The 18,781-nt window shown below is 43.5% G+C and carries 16 protein-coding genes and 1 other annotated feature; of the genes, 13 read left to right on the forward strand and 3 right to left on the reverse strand.

All coding sequences use genetic code 11. The features are described 5' to 3' along the window. Positions 1–12: 12 nt before the first annotated feature. Both A6754_RS08710 and prli42 read right to left on the reverse strand, forming a co-directional pair. The gene (locus A6754_RS08710; protein WP_066451521.1) at positions 13–498 is read right to left on the reverse strand and encodes a hypothetical protein; all 486 of its coding nucleotides are present in this window, start codon (positions 496–498) and stop codon (positions 13–15) included. Positions 499–609: 111 nt separating this feature from the next. Further along, positions 610–702, reverse strand: coding sequence for a stressosome-associated protein Prli42 (prli42, locus tag A6754_RS22735; protein ID WP_139785591.1), 93 nt, complete (start codon positions 700–702; stop codon positions 610–612). A gap of 176 nt (positions 703–878) precedes the next feature. On the opposite strand from prli42, the gene mce reads away from it, so the two are divergent. From mce to gnd, 7 genes are all read left to right on the forward strand, one after another. Further along, on the forward strand, positions 879–1,283 hold the full coding sequence (gene mce / locus A6754_RS08715; RefSeq protein WP_066443843.1) for a methylmalonyl-CoA epimerase: 405 nt from the start codon (positions 879–881) through the stop codon (positions 1,281–1,283). A 9-nt stretch (positions 1,284–1,292) separates the two neighbouring features. Next, positions 1,293–2,843, forward strand: coding sequence for an acyl-CoA carboxylase subunit beta (locus A6754_RS08720; RefSeq protein WP_066443845.1), 1,551 nt, complete (start codon positions 1,293–1,295; stop codon positions 2,841–2,843). Positions 2,844–3,020: 177 nt separating this feature from the next. Continuing rightward, on the forward strand, positions 3,021–4,139 hold the full coding sequence (locus A6754_RS08725) for a M20/M25/M40 family metallo-hydrolase (RefSeq protein ID WP_066443847.1): 1,119 nt from the start codon (positions 3,021–3,023) through the stop codon (positions 4,137–4,139). 297 nt (positions 4,140–4,436) lie between these two features. Next, positions 4,437–4,913, forward strand: coding sequence for a chemotaxis protein CheW (locus A6754_RS08730; protein WP_066443850.1), 477 nt, complete (start codon positions 4,437–4,439; stop codon positions 4,911–4,913). Between the two features lie 121 nt (positions 4,914–5,034). After that, positions 5,035–6,300 (forward strand): DNA polymerase IV, encoded by a 1,266-nt coding sequence (locus A6754_RS08735; RefSeq protein WP_066443856.1) that lies wholly within the window; start codon positions 5,035–5,037, stop codon positions 6,298–6,300. Positions 6,301–6,424: 124 nt separating this feature from the next. Next, on the forward strand, positions 6,425–9,853 hold the full coding sequence (locus tag A6754_RS08740) for a beta strand repeat-containing protein (protein ID WP_066443859.1): 3,429 nt from the start codon (positions 6,425–6,427) through the stop codon (positions 9,851–9,853). Positions 9,854–10,168: 315 nt separating this feature from the next. Beyond that, positions 10,169–11,578 carry an NADP-dependent phosphogluconate dehydrogenase gene (gene gnd, locus A6754_RS08745; RefSeq protein ID WP_066443863.1) on the forward strand — a complete coding sequence of 470 codons (1,410 nt, stop codon included), beginning with the start codon at positions 10,169–10,171 and terminating at the stop codon, positions 11,576–11,578. Positions 11,579–11,810: 232 nt separating this feature from the next. Here the strand turns inward: gnd and zwf are convergent, their stop codons facing one another. Next, on the reverse strand, positions 11,811–13,313 hold the full coding sequence (gene zwf / locus A6754_RS08750; protein ID WP_066443866.1) for a glucose-6-phosphate dehydrogenase: 1,503 nt from the start codon (positions 13,311–13,313) through the stop codon (positions 11,811–11,813). A gap of 231 nt (positions 13,314–13,544) precedes the next feature. Between zwf and rnz the strand changes: the two genes are divergently transcribed. The 6 genes from rnz (at position 13,545) to A6754_RS08780 (ending at position 18,755) form a co-directional block, all read left to right on the forward strand. After that, positions 13,545–14,483 (forward strand): ribonuclease Z, encoded by a 939-nt coding sequence (gene rnz / locus A6754_RS08755; protein WP_066443869.1) that lies wholly within the window; start codon positions 13,545–13,547, stop codon positions 14,481–14,483. Next, complete coding sequence (locus A6754_RS08760; RefSeq protein WP_066443871.1) at positions 14,480–15,028, forward strand: histidine phosphatase family protein; 549 nt, start codon at positions 14,480–14,482, stop codon at positions 15,026–15,028. Before rnz ends, A6754_RS08760 begins: the two co-directional genes overlap by 4 nt. Before the next feature lie 49 nt (positions 15,029–15,077). Further along, positions 15,078–15,443: a PH domain-containing protein gene (locus tag A6754_RS08765; protein ID WP_066443875.1), complete on the forward strand. Its 366-nt coding sequence runs from the start codon at positions 15,078–15,080 to the stop codon at positions 15,441–15,443. A gap of 161 nt (positions 15,444–15,604) precedes the next feature. Next, positions 15,605–15,831, forward strand: a binding site (T-box leader). Positions 15,832–15,955: 124 nt separating this feature from the next. Further along, on the forward strand, positions 15,956–17,299 hold the full coding sequence (locus tag A6754_RS08770) for a sodium-dependent transporter (RefSeq protein WP_066443877.1): 1,344 nt from the start codon (positions 15,956–15,958) through the stop codon (positions 17,297–17,299). A gap of 185 nt (positions 17,300–17,484) precedes the next feature. Then, positions 17,485–17,790 (forward strand): putative quinol monooxygenase, encoded by a 306-nt coding sequence (locus tag A6754_RS08775; RefSeq protein ID WP_066443879.1) that lies wholly within the window; start codon positions 17,485–17,487, stop codon positions 17,788–17,790. Positions 17,791–17,894: 104 nt separating this feature from the next. Beyond that, positions 17,895–18,755: a phosphotransferase family protein gene (locus A6754_RS08780; protein ID WP_066443881.1), complete on the forward strand. Its 861-nt coding sequence runs from the start codon at positions 17,895–17,897 to the stop codon at positions 18,753–18,755. Positions 18,756–18,781 lie beyond the last annotated feature (26 nt).

Genomic DNA, 18,781 nt, shown 5'->3' on the forward strand with positions numbered 1-18,781 from the left:
ACACTTTCTGAGCTACCATTGAAACCGATCTGGAACCCAAAAGGCAATTTCATTTCCTGGTGCAGCAACAACAAGCCATAACTCCTCTTCATCTTCCACACCAGCCTGCCAGCATTCATACATATCATTACAACCGTTTATAAAAATCGTATAGCCGTTCTCTAGTGTAAGCAGCAAATGGGGAGCTGTTTCTCCTAATTGTACATTGGTCACTTTCTGCCTTCGGATCTGGTAAATCCTATTATATTGTTCAGCCTCAGTATAATCTTCTATTTCATTTTCATTAGCTGGGTATTCTATAGGCGAATTCTCGAATAAGCACCATTTTGTTTCAATATTCAAGTATAATTGGCCGCCAATATCCTCAATCTCCTTGTAGTTTGTAAAATAAAGCTTATTTGTCGAAGAGGACAAGCCAAATTGTAATCCGTCCACTTGCGTCCCCATAAAAAGATGCTTTAATACTTGTTCAGCCTGAACTTTCTCCTGTGCATTCAACATTACAGCACTCCTTTATTTCAGAACAAAAATAAAGCGTGATTCAAATGTGAATTCACGCTCCTTACATACGAGTATTTTCATTTAGTTCCGGCAGTGAAATTGCCTTTATTAAAATAGCATCGATAATCCCATAAGTAATGTGGATGCGAGCATGATAAAGATCATAACGTAAACGATAATTTTTTGTGCTTTTTTAGACAACGGTCATCCTCCTATCATTATGATAATTATATTTTACTAGGTATTGAGAAAATCGCAAGAGTTGTGGGCAAAACTTATTCTGTTTATGTCTGGATGAATGATATTGGCTGTTTTGGTACATATTAACATAATTGTAATAAACTTTTTCTCCAACTGGCATAAAGAGGTGACTAGACATGATTAAGAAGATCGATCACATCGGCATTGCCGTGTCATCACTGGAAAAAATATTACCTTTTTATATAGACATTATGCAGCTTGAGCTTTTGCATATTGAGGAAGTGGAGAGCGAAGGAGTAAAGATTGCTTTTATCGCGGCTGGTGAAACAAAAATAGAACTTTTAGAACCGATAAATGAAGAATGTGCTGTTGCGCGTTATATTCGTAAATATGGTGAAGGAATGCATCATATTGCGTTTGTGGTAGATTCAATTGAAGAAAGAATAGAAGAAATAAATGAAAAAGGAATCAAAATGGTCAGCAGCCAGCCAAAAACAGGAGCCGGGGGAGCTGCTGTTGCGTTTATGCATCCGCAATCTACTGGCAGAGTATTAGTTGAGTTATGTGAGAGAAAGGAATGAAATCGTCCATTGGCTGACATCTATGAAAAAATCCGCGAACTAAACAAGCGCCGCCAAGAAACGGAGCTAGGCGGCGGTGAAGAACAATTGTCCCGCCAGCAGGCAAAAGGGAAGCTTACTGCCCGTGAGAGAATCAAGTTACTAGTAGATCCCGGCACATTAGTAGAGTTGAATCCTTTTATGGAGCATCGGAGCCAGGAGTTTGGCTTAGATCAGCAGAAGATATCAGGTGATGGAGTAGTGACCGGATATGGAAAGGTAAATGGCCGCCCTATTTTTTTATTTTCTCAGGATTTTACTTGTTTTGGCGGTGCTCTTGGAGAAATGCATGCCAAGAAAATCGCTCATGTAATGGATTTAGCTGCTGAAAACGGGGCACCAATTATTGGATTAAATGATTCAGGAGGAGCGCGAATTCAAGAAGGAGTAATGGCGCTTGATGGCTACGGCCAGATTTTTAAAAGGAACGTACTGTATTCTGGAGTCGTTCCGCAAATTTCTGTCATATTGGGGCCTTGTGCAGGTGGAGCTGTTTATTCGCCGGCTCTTACAGATTTTGTGTTTATGGCAGAAAAGATCAGCCAAATGTTTATTACAGGTCCTAAGGTCATTGAAACCGTTACAGGGGAAAAAATTTCAGCAGACGACTTAGGCGGTGCATATGTTCATAATTATATTAGCGGCAATGCGCATTTTTGTGGAGAAACAGAAGCAGAAGTCATTGGACAGGTGCGTTGTCTTTTAAGCTATTTGCCGCAAAATCATACGGAAAAGCCAGTACAATTGCCTTATCACGAATCTGATGAATATCGTAAGCAGCTGACAGAGATCATTCCTTCTGATTGTACAAGAACGTATGATGTTAAAGCTGTGATTCAAGAAATAGTGGATGCTCAATCCTTTTTCGAAGTACAATGCGGTTTCGCCAAGAACTTGGTCATTGGCTTTGCACGAATTAAAGGGCAAACAGTGGGGATGGTATGTAATCAGCCGAAAGTAATGGCTGGGAGTCTTGATAATGATTCCTCTGATAAAGCAGCAAGATTTATCCGTTTTTGTGATTCGTTTAATATCCCGATTATCACACTTGAAGATGTAACAGGATTTTTTCCAGGAGTTAAACAGGAACACGCAGGCATTATTCGCCATGGCGCAAAAATTCTATATGCATATGCAGAAGCTACGGTTCCGAAAATAACGGTGATCCTGAGAAAAGCCTATGGCGGAGCCTATGTAGCTCTAAACAGCAAGTCCATTGGTGCAGATTTGGTTTTTGCATGGCCAAATGCTGAGGTAGCTGTTATGGGTCCTCAGGGGGCAGCTAATATCATTTTCTCTAAAGAAATATATGAAAGTAAGAACCAGGCAGAAACAAGAGAACAAAAAATTGAAGAATATCGGGAGACGTTTGCTAATCCATATATTGCAGCAAAAAGAGGAATGATTGATGACGTGATTGACCCTCGAGAAACGCGGATTAAGCTCATTCAGTCCTTGGAAATGCTTCAGCATAAGAAAATACAGAGACAAAATAAAAAGCATGGGAATATCCCATTATAAACTTTATTACAAGAATTGTATGAAAACTGGAATTTTGTATAGGAGTTAAAAAGGGTTTTGCCTGTAAATCTATTTGCTGACATGTTTTGATAAGAGTATACTTAATAGATAAGAAGCTTGAATCTCTTTTTTTAGATTCATCTTTACATAATCATAAGCTTACTTGGAGGTTGGAGAATGATTAACGAGGAAAGATTGTTAAATGAATTTTTGGAGCTTGTTCAAATTGATTCAGAAACAAAATTTGAAACGCAAATAGCAAAGGAATTAAAGAAGAAGTTTCGTGACCTTGGGGTAGAAGTGTACGAAGATGATACAACAGATCAAACCGGTCATGGAGCAGGAAACTTAATTTGTACGCTTCAAGGAACAAAAGAAGGAGTAGATCCCATTTACTTCACTTCTCATATGGATACTGTCGTCCCTGGCAACGGGATCAAGCCAGCCATTAAGGATGGTTATGTGGTAACAGATGGTACCACAATCCTTGGAGCGGATGATAAGGCAGGACTTGCTGTTATGCTTGAGATTGTAAAAGTGCTGAAAGAGCAAAACATTGAGCATGGTACGATCCAATTCATTATAACTGTTGGGGAAGAGTCTGGTTTAGTCGGTGCAAAAGTGCTGGACCCAGCTCTTTTAAAAGCGAAGTTTGGCTATGCGCTTGATAGCGATGGAAAAGTCGGCAATATCGTTGTTGCTGCTCCTACACAAGCAAAGGTAAAAGCAAGAATTATTGGGAAAACAGCACATGCTGGAGTTGCTCCCGAAAAAGGAATTTCTGCGATTACCATTGCGTCTAAGGCGATTGCAAGAATGCCGCTTGGCAGAATTGATGAAGAAACAACTGCAAACATCGGCCGCTTTGAAGGCGGACAGCAGACAAACATCGTATGTGACCGTGTTGATATTTTAGCGGAAGCTCGTTCCTTAATTGGTGAAAAGATGGAGCAGCAGGTTGCTAAGATGAAGGACGCTTTCGAAAGTGCTGCTGAGGAAATGGGCGGAAAAGCGGAAGTGGAAATCGAGGTTATGTATCCTGGCTTTAAATTTGCTGCTGGTGATCATGTAGTTGAAGTGGCACGCAAAGCTGCAGAAAAGATCGGCAGAAGCTGTGAACTGCTTCATAGCGGCGGCGGAAGTGATGCCAATGTCATTGCAGGCTTTGGTGTTCCAACAGTAAATCTGGCTGTAGGCTATGAAGAAATTCATACAACAAATGAGCGCATGCCAGTTGAAGAATTAAACAAATTGGCAGAGATGGTCATTGCGATTATTGAAGAAGTATCCGCGTAAAAGATAAAGATCCAGCCGATAAAAACCCGAACAATCAGCAGATATTCGACTATCTGTCTAATTGTTCGGTTTTTTTGAGTTTTGGAGAGGGTGTACGTCTTTTGCAGAGAAGTACAGGAAAGCTTCTTAGGGTATGCACCGTAAGGGAATAACCGGTATTATCTCACATGAAAAATGAGTATTCATATAAACTTGCTTTTAGGTATTTTTACCTAAAAGCAATGACCCTATTTGTACTGCTTTAGGTGTGAAATATGGTATATTGGAAGTAACATCATTCAAGCAGGGGGATATGAAATGGCTGAAAACAGAAAAGTTGTTGTGTTTCGAATTCAAGGGGAAGAGTATGCTATTCCTATTGAATTTGTCATATCTATTGAGAAAATAGCAGGGATTACGCCAATTCCCCATTTGCCTCATTATGTGAATGGAATTGCGAAGGTAAGAGACGAGCTGATCCCAGTCATTGACTTAAAGCAAGTTCTCTACCATCAAGGCACAAATCTTGAAGAAGCTTCAAGGAAAATAGTTTTGCAGACAGAGGAATTGTCTGTTGGAATCATTGTCGACGAGGCGAAAGAAATTATTGATATTCCCAATGAAGCTGTGAAACCTTTAGGGCTTGCAGCCTACCAAAAAACATCCTATTTTTCAGGTGTGGCGAACCTAAACAGCAAGCTGATTACCTTGATTGATCCTTCTGTACTTGTTGAATCACTGGAAGGGATTAAGGATATTAAGGAATATATGAATAGCCAAACACAATTGCAATAAGGTGAAGTGGAGGAGATCAGTATATCTCCTCTTTTTCTATCCTTAAACGCTTTAGTTTGTATGTAAAGAGGTCTGCTATTTGATAAAATAATGATAAACAAGAAACCGGGAAGTGTGATAGATGTATCCAAAAAACGGAAGGGTCATTTTGCATGTCGATATGAATAGTTTCTATGCCTCTGTTGAAATGGCTTTTGACCCTTCATTAAAGGGAAAGCCATTGGCGATTGCGGGCAATCCAGAGGAAAGGCGGGGCATTATTGTAACATGCAGCTATGAAGCTCGTAAATATGGCGTAAAAACGACGATGCCACTTTGGGAGGCTAAAAAGCTTTGTCCGCAGCTTATCATTATGAGACCCAATTTTGAGCGTTATCGGGCGGCATCTATTGGCATGTTTGAAATTCTTGGACAATATTCTGATCTTGTAGAACCCGTATCCATTGATGAAGGCTATGTTGATATAACCGATAGTCAGGAATATGGAAATCCTGTACAGATTGCCGAAACCATTCAAAAGAGAATATATGAACAGCTGGACTTGCCGTGCAGTATTGGAATCGCACCAAATAAGTTTTTGGCAAAGATGGCATCTGATATGAAAAAACCGCTAGGCATAACGATCTTGCGAAAACGGGATGTTCCGCAGATTTTATGGCCGCTGGAAGTGGAAGAGATGCATGGAGTCGGCAAGAAAACAGGTGAAAAGCTGCGGAGTTTTGGCATTCAGACGATCGGAGACCTTGCAAAGGCGGATTCCATACAGCTGAAGGCGAAATTAGGCATTAATGGGCCGAGGCTTAAGGAAAAGGCGAATGGGGAAGATAGACGGCGGGTAGATCCAGAAGCGGCAGCAGAATTTAAAAGCGTTGGGAACTCAACGACACTACCGAGAGATACAACCAATCAGCAAGAGCTATTTACCGTGTTTGCCGGTTTAGCTGAAAAAGTGTCAGTGCGGTTAAAAAGGAAGAAGGTATTAGCCACAAGCATCTCCATTATGATCCGATACAAGGATCGAAAAACGATTACAAGAAGCAAGCAGCTGGACCAGCCTATTGTACAAGTGGAGGAGATCGCAGATCAGGCCAAAGCGTTATTCAGAAAGCATTGGAACGGCAACGCCGTCAGATTACTTGGAATAACTGGCGGAGATTTAGTAGAACAAGGTTCTGCGGTTATGCAGCTGGATTTATTTAATTTTGAAAAAGAAGCCAAGAAGGAGCCTCTCTTAAAAGCAATGGAGGAGCTTAAGCTTAAATTCGGAGCGGATATTATTGATCATGCAGGTGCAATCAATGAAATGAAGAATAAAAAAGATGATGTTGGAACAGCGACTAGTTTTAATAAGGATTTTTTGCAGATGAGAAATCATACTGAGCGATAGTTTATATTTTATTCTCCTAAGAAAAAGGGCGAGTGTGTTATACCTAATTCACTCACTCTTTTTTTCTATTTTTAATAGCTTGTTTATAAAGCAGGCTTTTTTATGAGGAGGGTTAGATAATAAAATGGTTCGGTTTATCTTAAATTTAATTGAAATCATTTTGTCAGATGTTTTTGAAATCGTTGAAGACGTCACGCAAATAAGAGGGCAAACAGGTCCTCCAGGTCCAAGGGGTCCAATTGGGGCTACCGGTCCAACGGGAGTACCAGGCATACCCGGAGTACCGGGTCCATCCGGGGCGACGGGTCCAACGGGAGCAGCAGGTCCAACAGGAGCGACGGGAACATCCGGAGTAACCGGTCCAGCGGGAGCAACAGGAACATCGGGAGTAACCGGTCCAACGGGAGCGACGGGAGTACCAGGGGTAACCGGCCCAACGGGAGTGACAGGAATCCCAGGAGTAACCGGTCCAACAGGAGCAACAGGAACACCCGGAGTAACCGGTCCAACGGGAGCGACAGGAATACCAGGAGCAACCGGTCCAACGGGAGCAACGGGAACAACGGGAGTAACCGGTCCAACGGGAGCGACAGGAATCCCAGGAGTAACCGGTCCAACAGGAGCAACAGGAACACCCGGAGTAACCGGTCCAACGGGAGCAACGGGAACATCGGGAGTAACGGGTCCAACAGGAGCGACGGGAATATCCGGAGTGACCGGCCCAACAGGGGCAACAGGAACACCTGGGTTGACGGGTTCAACGGGGGCGACCGGAACACCAGGAGTGACGGGCCCAACAGGAGCGACGGGAGTACCAGGAGTAACCGGTCCAACGGGAGCAACGGGAACGCCAGGAGTAACGGGTCCAACAGGAGCGACGGGAACACCAGGAGTAACGGGAGCAACAGGAGCGACGGGAGTACCAGGAGTAACGGGTCAAACAGGAGCGACGGGAACGCCAGGAGCGACGGGAACGCCAGGAGTGACAGGTCCAACAGGAGCGACGGGAACACCAGGAGTAACCGGTCCAACAGGAGCGACGGGAACGCCAGGAGCGACGGGAACGCCAGGAGCGACGGGAACGCCAGGAGCGACGGGAACGCCAGGAGCGACGGGAACGCCAGGAGCGACGGGAACGCCAGGAGCGACGGGAACGCCAGGAGCGACGGGAACGCCAGGAGTGACAGGTCCAACAGGAGCGACGGGTAGACCAGGAGTGACAGGAGCAACAGGAGCGACGGGAACACCAGGAGTAACGGGTCCAACGGGGGCGACGGGAACGCCAGGAGTAACGGGTCCGACAGGAGCGACGGGAACGCCAGGAGTAACGGGTCCAACAGGAGCGACGGGAACACCAGGAGTAACGGGAGCAACAGGAGCGACGGGAACGCCAGGAGTAACCGGTCCAACGGGAGCAACAGGAACGACGGGAACACCAGGAGTAACGGGTCCAACGGGAGCAACGGGAACGCCAGGAATAACGGGTCCAACAGGAGTAACGGGTCCAACAGGAGTAACGGGAACACCAGGAGTAACCGGCCCAACGGGAACGCCAGGAATAACGGGTCCAACGGGAGCAACAGGACTACCAGGAGTGACAGGCCCAACCGGAACAGCAGGAGTAACCGGTCCAACGGGAGCGACCGGAACACCAGGAGTAACCGGTTCAACAGGGGCAACGGGAACACCGGGAGTAACCGGTCCAACGGGAACACCAGGAATAACGGGTCCAACAGGAGTAACGGGAACACCAGGAGTAACGGGTCCAACAGGAGCGACGGGAACGCCAGGAGTGACAGGTCCAACAGGAGCGACGGGAACAGCAGGAGTAACAGGCCCAACAGGGGCAACCGGAACGCCAGGAGTAACAGGCCCAACAGGGGCAACCGGAACGCCAGGAGTAACCGGTTCAACAGGAGCGACGGGAACACCAGGGGTAACCGGTCCAACGGGAGCAACAGGGGTGACGGGACTACCAGGAGCGACGGGAACACCAGGAGTAACGGGAGCAACAGGAGCGACGGGAACGCCAGGAGTAACGGGTCCAACAGGAGCGACGGGAACGCCCGGAGTGACAGGTCCATCAGGAGCGACGGGAACAGCAGGAGTAACAGGACCAACAGGGGCCACCGGAACGCCAGGAGTAACAGGATCAACAGGGGCAACCGGAACGCCAGGAGTAACGGGTCCAACAGGAGCGACGGGAACGCCCGGAGTGACAGGTCCATCAGGAGCGACGGGAACAGCAGGAGTAACAGGACCAACAGGGGCCACCGGAACGCCAGGAGTAACAGGATCAACAGGGGCAACCGGAACGCCAGGAGTAACGGGTCCAACAGGAGCGACGGGAACGCCCGGAGTGACAGGTCCATCAGGAGCGACGGGAACAGCAGGAGTAACAGGACCAACAGGGGCCACCGGAACGCCAGGAGTAACAGGATCAACAGGGGCAACCGGAACGCCAGGAGTAACAGGCCCAAGAGGGGCAACCGGAACGCCAGGAGTAACCGGTTCAACAGGAGCGACGGGAACACCAGGGGTAACGGGTCCAACGGGAGCGACGGGAACGCCAGGAACAACAGGAGCAACGGGAGCAACAGGACTACCAGGAGCGACAGGACCAACCGGAACAGCAGGAGGAACCGGACCGACGGGAGGGACGGGAGCAACAGGAGCGACGGGACTACCAGGAGTAACCGGTCCAACGGGAGCAACAGGGGTGACGGGACTACCAGGAGTAACGGGTCCAACAGGAGCGACGGGAACACCAGGAGCAACAGGAGCGACGGGAACACCAGGAGCAACAGGAACGCCAGGAGTAACCGGTCCAACGGGAGCAACAGGAGCAACGGGACCAGCAGGAGTAACCGGCCCAACGGGAGTGACGGGAGCAACAGGAGCGACGGGACTACCAGGAGTAACCGGTCCAACGGGAGCAACAGGGGTGACGGGACTACCAGGAGTAACGGGTCCAACAGGAGCGACGGGAACACCAGGGGTAACGGGTCCAACGGGAGCAACAGGAGCGACGGGACTACCAGGGGTAACCGGCCCAACAGGAGCGACGGGAGTACCAGGAGTAACCGGCCCAACAGGAGCAACGGGAGCAACAGGTCCAACCGGAGCAACCGGTATCCCAGGAACAGGTTCCCAATTCAATTTCACCCAAGCTTCAACTGCAGCTCCAATTACTCTTACACAGGGGACGGAAACACCGATATTAACGATCCCTGTCACTGTAACTGCCCCTTCTACTAGACTCAAAATTGATACTGCAGCCCAATTAAATGCAGTAACAACATCAGGAACTAAAGCACTTAGTTTTTCCATTCGTCTTTACAGAAATACTACACTACTCGCAGCTTTTGAGGTGTCAAGATCGTTTCAGGGTGGAGCTGGGACAGATATATATCTGCCAAATACAACCTTTACAGATCAGCCAGGTGCAGCTGGAACCTACACATACCAGCTTAGGATCGCACCTCAAACATTTACAAATATAACGTCCTTAACAGCGGGAACTAGAGCAATGAATATAATATCTTTTTCATAGAGATTTACTCAAAAACCCTTTAAACTTCTGCAATCAGTTTAAAGGGTTTTTAATAGTTCAGTTCAGAATAAAAAATTATTCTTATCACAGAAAAAAATCTATTTTATGAGTTTTTCTCTATAGATTAGTAAACGTTAAGAAACAAACAATATTAACTTTTTTAAGATTAAGCACAAGTTTGTGTCCGCTTTCATTTGGTGAATATCTAGAATGACTCCTGTTTCGCTCTTTTTTATTTGCACATTACATGTCTTATTGCTAAAGTAAAGTGGGATTAATACATTATTGATAATGTAAGAAGGGAAGATATAAAATATGGCAAAATCACAATTTGGTGTCATAGGTTTAGCTGTAATGGGAAAAAATCTCGCAATGAATATTGAAAGCAGAGGCTATACGGTTTCTGTTTATAATCGTTCATCAGAAAAAACAGATGAAATGCTGAGTGAAGTTGAAGGCAGACAGTTCACTGGTACATATTCAATGGAAGAATTTGTAGGTTCTCTTGAGAAGCCTCGTAAAATCATGCTTATGGTCAAAGCAGGCGGACCAACAGATGCAACAATTGAACAACTAAAACCTCTTTTAGATAAAGGAGATATCTTAATCGATGGCGGAAACACGTTTTTCGCAGATACACAGCGCCGTAATCAAGAGCTGAGCGAGCTTGGCATTCATTTTATCGGCACAGGTGTATCCGGCGGTGAAGAAGGAGCTTTAAAAGGTCCATCCATCATGCCTGGCGGTCAAAAGGAAGCATATGAACTTGTGGCTCCTATTTTCAAGGATATTTCTGCTAAAGTAAACGGAGAGCCTTGTACAACATACATCGGTCCAGATGGCGCGGGACACTATGTGAAAATGGTCCATAATGGGATCGAATATGGCGATATGCAGCTGATTTCTGAAGCATATTTCCTTTTAAAAAATGTTCTTGGTCTAAATGCGGATGAATTGCATGAAGTATTTGCTGACTGGAATAAAGGCGAACTTGACAGCTATTTAATCGAAATTACAGCTGACATTTTTACGAAAAAAGATGAAGAAACAGGCAAGCCGCTTGTAGATGTTATTTTAGATACAGCTGGTCAAAAGGGAACAGGAAAATGGACAAGCCAAAGTGCTCTAGATCTTGGTGTGCCGCTTCCAATCATTACAGAGTCTGTATTTGCCCGTTTCATTTCTGCTATGAAAGAAGAACGTGTACATGCAAGCAAAATCCTTTCTGGTCCTGAGCAACAGGAATTTAAAGGCGATAAAAAAGCGTTCATTGAAGCAGTTAGAAAAGCACTATACATGAGCAAAATCTGTTCATATGCCCAAGGATTTGCCCAAATGCGTGCAGCTTCTGAAGAATACAACTGGGATCTGCAGTATGGTGAGATCGCGATGATCTTCCGCGGAGGCTGTATCATCCGTGCACAATTCCTGCAAAAGATTAAGGATGCTTATGATCGTGATGCTGGCTTGAAAAATCTTCTTCTTGATCCTTACTTCAAGGAAATTGTAGAAGGCTATCAATCAGCAACTCGTGAAATCATTGGTGTTGCAATCCAGAACGGTATTCCAGTACCAAGTTTCTCGGCTGCTCTAGCTTATTATGACAGCTACCGCACAGAAACATTGCCTGCCAACCTGCTTCAAGCACAGCGTGACTACTTTGGTGCACACACATATCAGCGTGTTGATAAAGAAGGAGTATTCCATACAAATTGGATGGAATAATCACTCAGACCCCCGATAAGAACTATTTATGTTCATTATCGGGGTTTTTTTATTTCTTTTGATTGAATAATTGTTAATTTCTAGATATAAAAAGATACGCAAACTAATCTGCGTATCTTTTTTAAGTTTCTTCATTTCAAATGGGCTGCTATGATCTCCTGAGAAAAAATATGCATAAAAAACAGCACGCTTCAGTGAATAAGCGTGCTGTACCAATTGTGGAGATTAAAATTTAACAATTCTCTACATCTAAATCTGTCACTGGCCACCAGAAGAACCCATCTTTTTCGAGAAGGAGATCCGCTCCGCGCGGGCCCATTGTGCCTGATTCATAATTCGGGAAGTTTTCTGCTTTTGTGTTTTCCCAAACCTCAGAAATGTTATCAACGAAGCTCCAGGAAAGGGCAACCTCGTTCCAATGTGTGAAGTTTGTGGCATCACCGCGCATACAGTCATAAAGAAGACGCTCATAAGCCTCAGGTGTGTTCATGCCTGCGGTGCCTTTGTTCGCAAAGTTAAGCTTAACAGGTGTTGCTTCCATGTTCTGTCCTGATTTTTGGGCATTTAAATATAAGGTAATGCCTTCTTCAGGCTGAATATGAATGACAAGCAAATTTGGATTTAATGTTTGTTCTGTTCCGTAGTACAAATTCATTGGTATATCTTTAAACTGGATGACAATCTTCGTTGACTTGGCAGCCATTCTTTTTCCTGTTCGGATATAGAATGGGACGCCAGCCCAGCGGAAATTATCAATTAAGAGCTTGCCTGCTACAAATGTTTCTGTGTTAGACTCTGGATTTACCATTGTCTCTTTACGGTAAGCAGGGACAGCATTTCCATCCATTTCTCCTGCTCCATATTGTCCGCGCACAAAAGCATCCTTAACTTCGTCGCCCTTAATGGTGCGCATGGCTCTAAGCACCTTTACTTTTTCAGAACGGATTTCATCTGTATTGAGGCGAATTGGCGGCTCCATTGCCAGCAAGGCAACCATTTGCAGCATATGGTTTTGCACCATATCGCGGAGCGCTCCGCTTGTTTCATAATATCTGCCGCGTTCCTCTACCCCAAGCACTTCGCTTGATGTTACCTGGATATTGGAAATATAACGGTTATTCCAGAGCGGTTCAAAGATGGCGTTAGCAAATCGGATAACTTCAATATTTTGTACCATTTCTTTTCCTAAATAATGGTCAATCCGATAGATCTCGTCCTCAGAGAATGCTTTTCGAATACGCTCATTAAGCTCTTTGGCTGATTCTAAATCATGTCCAAACGGCTTCTCGATCACCAGTCTTTTAAAACCAGAAACATCTGTCAGGCCATCTGTTTTTAAATGTTCAGCAATTGTTCCGAAAAATTCAGGAGCCATTGCCAAGTAAAAGATCCGATTTCCTTCTAACGAATAGTGGCGATCTAAATCAGATGCGATTCCTTTTAATGTCTGGTAGGAACTTGAATCTGTCACATCATGTGAATGGTAATAAAAATGAGAGACAAAGTCATCGAGATCTTTGTGATCTTCTATTGCATTCTCTACTGATGTTTTGACGCTAGCTTGAAACTCCTCGTTCGTAAGCGGCCGGCGGGCAACACCAACGACTGCAAATTGCTCGGAGAGATTCCCTTTTTTATATAGCCTGTATAGTGAAGGAAACAGCTTTCGTTTCGCCAAGTCACCTGTTGCCCCGAAAATCATAATTAACCCGGCTGGTTTTTCCGTATGTTTCATTTAGGCCGTACCTCTTTTCATTAAAATTGGCTGTGGTATATGTATGACAATTTAGTAGCCTAAAATAATGTACCCACTCAAGTATAAAATTTTAGCCTTTTCTTGCAAAAACAGCAACCATTATGATCTTAGTTTTTGCATAATCTGATGAACTATCCGTAACACTGCCGTGAAATGCCTTTGCAATTATAGTATGATAATTATAAAGAAAGGTACAAGGGAGGAGTTTATTTGGATATTTTTTTCTTGGGCACTGGAGCAGGAGTCCCTGCAAAGCCCCGAAATGTGACGGCCATTGCCTTAAAGCTTCTCGAGGAAAGGGGAGCCATCTGGCTTTTTGACTGTGGAGAAGCGACACAGCACCAGATCCTGCACACAAGCATAAAGCCGCGCAGAATTGAAAAGATTTTCATCACGCATCTGCATGGTGATCATATCTACGGCCTTCCTGGATTGCTTTCGAGCAGATCTTTTCAAGGCGGAGAAACGGAAGTCGTTGTATATGGTCCTAAGGGTTTGAAGGAATACATACAAATATCACTTGCGATCAGTCAAACATATTTGAAATATCCGCTTTCCGTTGTTGAAATCGAGCAGGGAACCGTGTTCGAAGATGATGAATTTAAAGTGGAAGCAGAGCTATTGGAACATGGAATACCCTCCTACGGTTACCGGGTAACGGAAAAGGATCGCCCGGGCACATTGCTGGCGGATAAGCTGTTAGAGGACGGAATAAAGCCTGGTCCGATTTATAAAAAAATTAAAGCAAAAGAGAGCGTTGAGCTGGAGGATGGCCGTCTTATTAATCCACATGATTATATTGGTCCTGATCAAAAAGGAAGAGTCATCGCCATCTTGGGTGATACAAGAAAATGCGATGCAGCAGTTCGGCTGGCGCAAAATGCAGATTTATTAATTCATGAAGCCACGTTTTCTGCCGGAGAAGAGCAGCTCGCATATGACTATTTTCATTCAACCACCACCCAGGCAGCCGAAATCGCCGAGCGTGCGAATGTCTCAATGTTATGTTTAACACATATTAGTTCCCGTTATGAACGCAGCGAATGGAGAACACTCGAAAAAGAAGCTCAGGAACTCTTCCCAAACACGGTCATTTCTGAAGATTTTAAAGAAATCCATATCGAAGCGAAAAAGGAGCAGATCCTATGAAAACCATTTATGTTGTGAGACATGCAAAAGCAGATGGTCAGCACTTTGATGCAAAGCTTACAGAAGGCGGCCAGGAACAGGCTCATTTGCTTAAAAATTTTTTCAAGGATAAACAGATTGAGGTCATTTACAGCAGTCCTTTTATACGTGCAATCGAAACGATTAAGCCACTGGCACAAGAACGCGGATTGCAGATCGTGGAGGATGCGAGGCTGGGAGAGCGGGTCCTTAGTTCCGAAATGTTTCCGGATTGGCAGGACAAATTACAAAAGAGTTTTGATGATTTTGAGCTTGTGTATGAAGGGGGAGAATCACAAACCTCTGGCATGAAAAGGGCTCAAGAGATGATTCAGCATGTTTTAAAACTGGAAGTAAACAACATTGTCCTTGTCAGTCATGGCAATCTAAGCACCTTGCTGCTTCGGTATTTTGACCAAAAAATTGGTTTTAAAGATCTAATGAAGATGAGCAATCCAGATGTATTTGAAATTACTGTAGAGAATGAGAAAACGGCACTGCGCAGACTGTGGGAGGAACAGCGATAGTCAATAACCTATGCCGCCTAAATATGACAGTTACGGGAGTGATTGATTTATGGCAGAAATGAATACAATTATGGCTTGGACCTTTCATGAAGAAGTACCCGTGCCCGAAGATGTCCAGCATCTATTAGTTGAGGGTGAATATGTAGAGACGGCGTATAAAACCATCCGCGATGTTGCCGTTATCACAAACAAACGGCTGATAATTGCAGATCGCCAAGGAATCACAGGCAAGAAAACAGAGATTTATACCATTCCTTTTAAATCAATTGTCATGTATTCCACCGAAAACGCTGGCAGGCTCGACTTTAATGCCGAGCTTGAGCTGTGGACCAGAGCGGGGCATTTTAAATTGAATTTAAACAAAAAAGTAGATATTCGAAAGCTCGATAAGCTGATTGCCAAATATATTTTATAAAAAATGATTTTGAAATAAACTTTTTATTGTATCTGTATTCATATAGGGGCATCAAACTCGTTTGTATTTTTATTAAAAGAATCGAATATTTTCAAAATTTTATCATTGACTCTTACTGCACTCCATACTATAATCACACTTATACTTTAAAACATCATATGATTTAAGCGATGATAAGAATCCTATTAAGTCTTATTTCCCTGTTATAGAGAGCCGGCGGTTGGTGAAAGACCGGCACATAAATAAGATGAATTTCACTCTTTGAGCTTTCCTTGTCTATTACGCGCGTGTTATTTCAGACAAGGCGGTTTTAACCGTTATATTTTCGAGTGGAAAGTCACATGCTTTCAAAAAGGGTGGTACCGCGTGCAATTTGCACGTCCCTTTCAGGATGCATGTGGCTTTTTTGTGTTTTCAGAAGTATAAATACAACTAGGCCATTGGCATTGCCCTTTTAGGCTAGCCAGAGGCAGTTTTAAAAAAGATAGAGGAATAATCAAGGAGGAACACACATGCAGCAAAATGAGCAATGGTCATCAAGAATTGGATTTATTTTAGCTTCTGCAGGATCAGCCATCGGGCTTGGAGCGATATGGAAGCTTCCGTATGTAACGGGAATGAGCGGTGGAGGCGCATTTATTCTTTTATTTGTATTGTTTTCTGTTTTAATCGGGTTGCCGCTGCTGCTTGCAGAGTTTATCGTTGGACGAAGCACTGGTAAGGAAGCCATTTCAGCATATAAGCAAATTGCTCCAAATACGAAATGGCATTGGATTGGCTATTTAGGAGTGTTTGCCTGTTTTCTTCTTTTGTCCTTTTATAGTGTAATTGGCGGCTGGATTATTCAATATTTGTATTATGCAGTGACCGGAGTGGGAAGCAGCTATGAAAATGGGTATGAGGAATTGTTTAATCAAGCTGTTTCGAATCCATACACTGCGATCGGAGCTCAAGCTCTGTTTCTAATCTTAACCGTTCTTGTTATTTCAAGAGGAGTGCAAAATGGAATTGAAAAAATGAATAAAGTGTTTATGCCTGCTTTATTTATTTTATTTGTCATTTTAATTGTACGCTCTTTAACATTAGAGAATGCAATGGAAGGTGTGTCTTTCTTTTTAAAGCCAGACTTTTCAAGTATTACGTCTGAAAGTGTTCTATATGCAATGGGTCAATCATTCTTCTCGTTAAGTGTCGGGGTATCGGTTATGGTGACGTATAGTTCGTACTTATCGAAAAAAGAGAGCCTTGTACAGCCGGCTGTTTCTGTAGTAGGGATGAATTTATTTATTTCAATTTTATCTGGTTTAGCGATTTTTCCAGCGGTCTTTTCGTTAGGCTTCGAACCCGCACAAGGTCCAGGACTATTGTTTATTGTTCTGCCATCTGTCTTTAATGAACTGATGTTTGGGCAAGTATTTTTACTTTTATTCCTTCTATTATTCTTGTTTGCTACGCTTACCTCTGCGTTTTCCATGCTGGAGATCGTCGTCGCGGCGTTCACAAGCAAGAACCCTGGCAAGTCGAGAGGGAAAATGGCCTGGTTAATGGGAGCAGCCATTTTTATTGTCGGTATTCCGTCGGCGCTATCTTATAGTGTGTTATCAGACTTTATGATTTTTGGAAAAACTATTTTTGACGGTGCTGATTTCCTTGTCAGCAATATACTGATGCCAATTGGTGCTTTCCTTATCTCTATTTTTGTATCCTTTAAAATGAAGAAGGATCTTTTGACAAGCGAAGTCGTTCAAGGATCAAAATCTTTACATGGCCTGTTTAAGGTTTGGTTTATCCTTATTCGATATGTTGTTCCACTCGTTATTATTGTTGTATTTTTGGATGTGCTTGGAGTCATTTAATACGGTTATCAACATTACGGCGTACCAATTCTGTAGAATTGGTGCGCTTTTTGATTTATCTGGTTTCCTGTGATGTACTAATGGTAATTTGAAGCAACAAAATTTACGAAAAAGTAAAACATTTTAAAGGATATTTGATTTGTTTGGAGAAACAAACTGCGATAGTCAATATAAGGAGGCACATTATGAGCAAACACAGTTTGTTTGGCAAGTTTACTGTAAAAGAAGGCGAGCGTAATACGATGGTGGGAATTTTGCTGGAAGCAGCAGAGTCGATGAGGGATTTGGATGATTGCGAAATCTATCTAGTGAACACTGCTGACGGCGAGCCTGATTGTGTATACGTGTATGAAGTATGGAGCAGCGAAAACGCTCATCAAGCCTCTCTAAAGCTTGAAGCAACTCAAACGTTAATAAGCAGAGCGAAACCAATTATTACCGGAATGGAGAGAATCAGCACGTTAAAGACAATGGGCGGCAAAGGAATCTGAATGTAGCCGGCTGTTATAGCCTTGCGGCTGAGGTGCTGTTTCGAAAAACTTTATTATCGCTTTCATATACATTACGCCTTTGAGGGAATAGAGATGATCATTGAATGTTAGACAAAATAATAAGCCAATTTGGTTTGCAACTATTGTCTGTTAATGAAGCTGCTGATTCTTTTAGTTCGACCGTATATAAATGTACGCTGCTTAATAGAGAGAATGTTTTTATAAAAATTCCATATACCCAATTGAAATTTCAGCGGGAATTGGAGGCCTATGAAATTCTGAAAGGTCAAGTTGCTATTCCAGAAATGCTTAATTATTGGCCGGGAGATGAGGAATGTCCTGGCGCTTTTTTATTATCGCAATTAAAAGGGAATGTATTAACTGCGGAAGCTTCACCTCAAGTTGCCTTTCAGGTGGGAGTCATTCATGCCGAAATGCATTCCGTACAGCCTCCTCCTGGGAAAGTGCTGACTGGTTTGAAAAATGAATTACCAGACTGGCCGATTTTTATTGAAAAGCAATTTAATAGTTTTGCTGAGGATGTAAGAGAAGTGCTGGATAATGATTTATATAATAAAGCTATCGCAAGGTTTCTGAAAATGAAGCAGGAACTTCCTTCACCAGATGGACCAAGCTTTATACATATGGACTTTCGCCCAGCTAATATTATAGTAGATCATGATAAGGTTTCAGGCATAATCGATTTTGAAAGTGTACGATTTGGTTCCACCGAAATTGATTTTACTAAACTATACCGTGATTTTTTAAGTTTGGATTCTGCGAAATACAAAGCATATAAAGACGGCTACAATAGTGTCAGAACCTTGATTGATTTAGAGGCAGTATTGCCTTTTTATCGTTTTACAGATGCGTTTAATAGCATCGGCTGGTGCAAACGGCGCGGGATGAAGAAGAATGCTGCTTTTTATGAGGAAAACCTGGAAATCTTAAAAAAGCTACTGTAATACCATTTTTTGAAATAAGATAAACG

It is taken from the genome of Cytobacillus gottheilii (genome assembly GCF_001636345.1).
Classification (GTDB): Bacteria; Bacillota; Bacilli; order Bacillales; family Cytobacillaceae; genus Cytobacillus; species Cytobacillus gottheilii.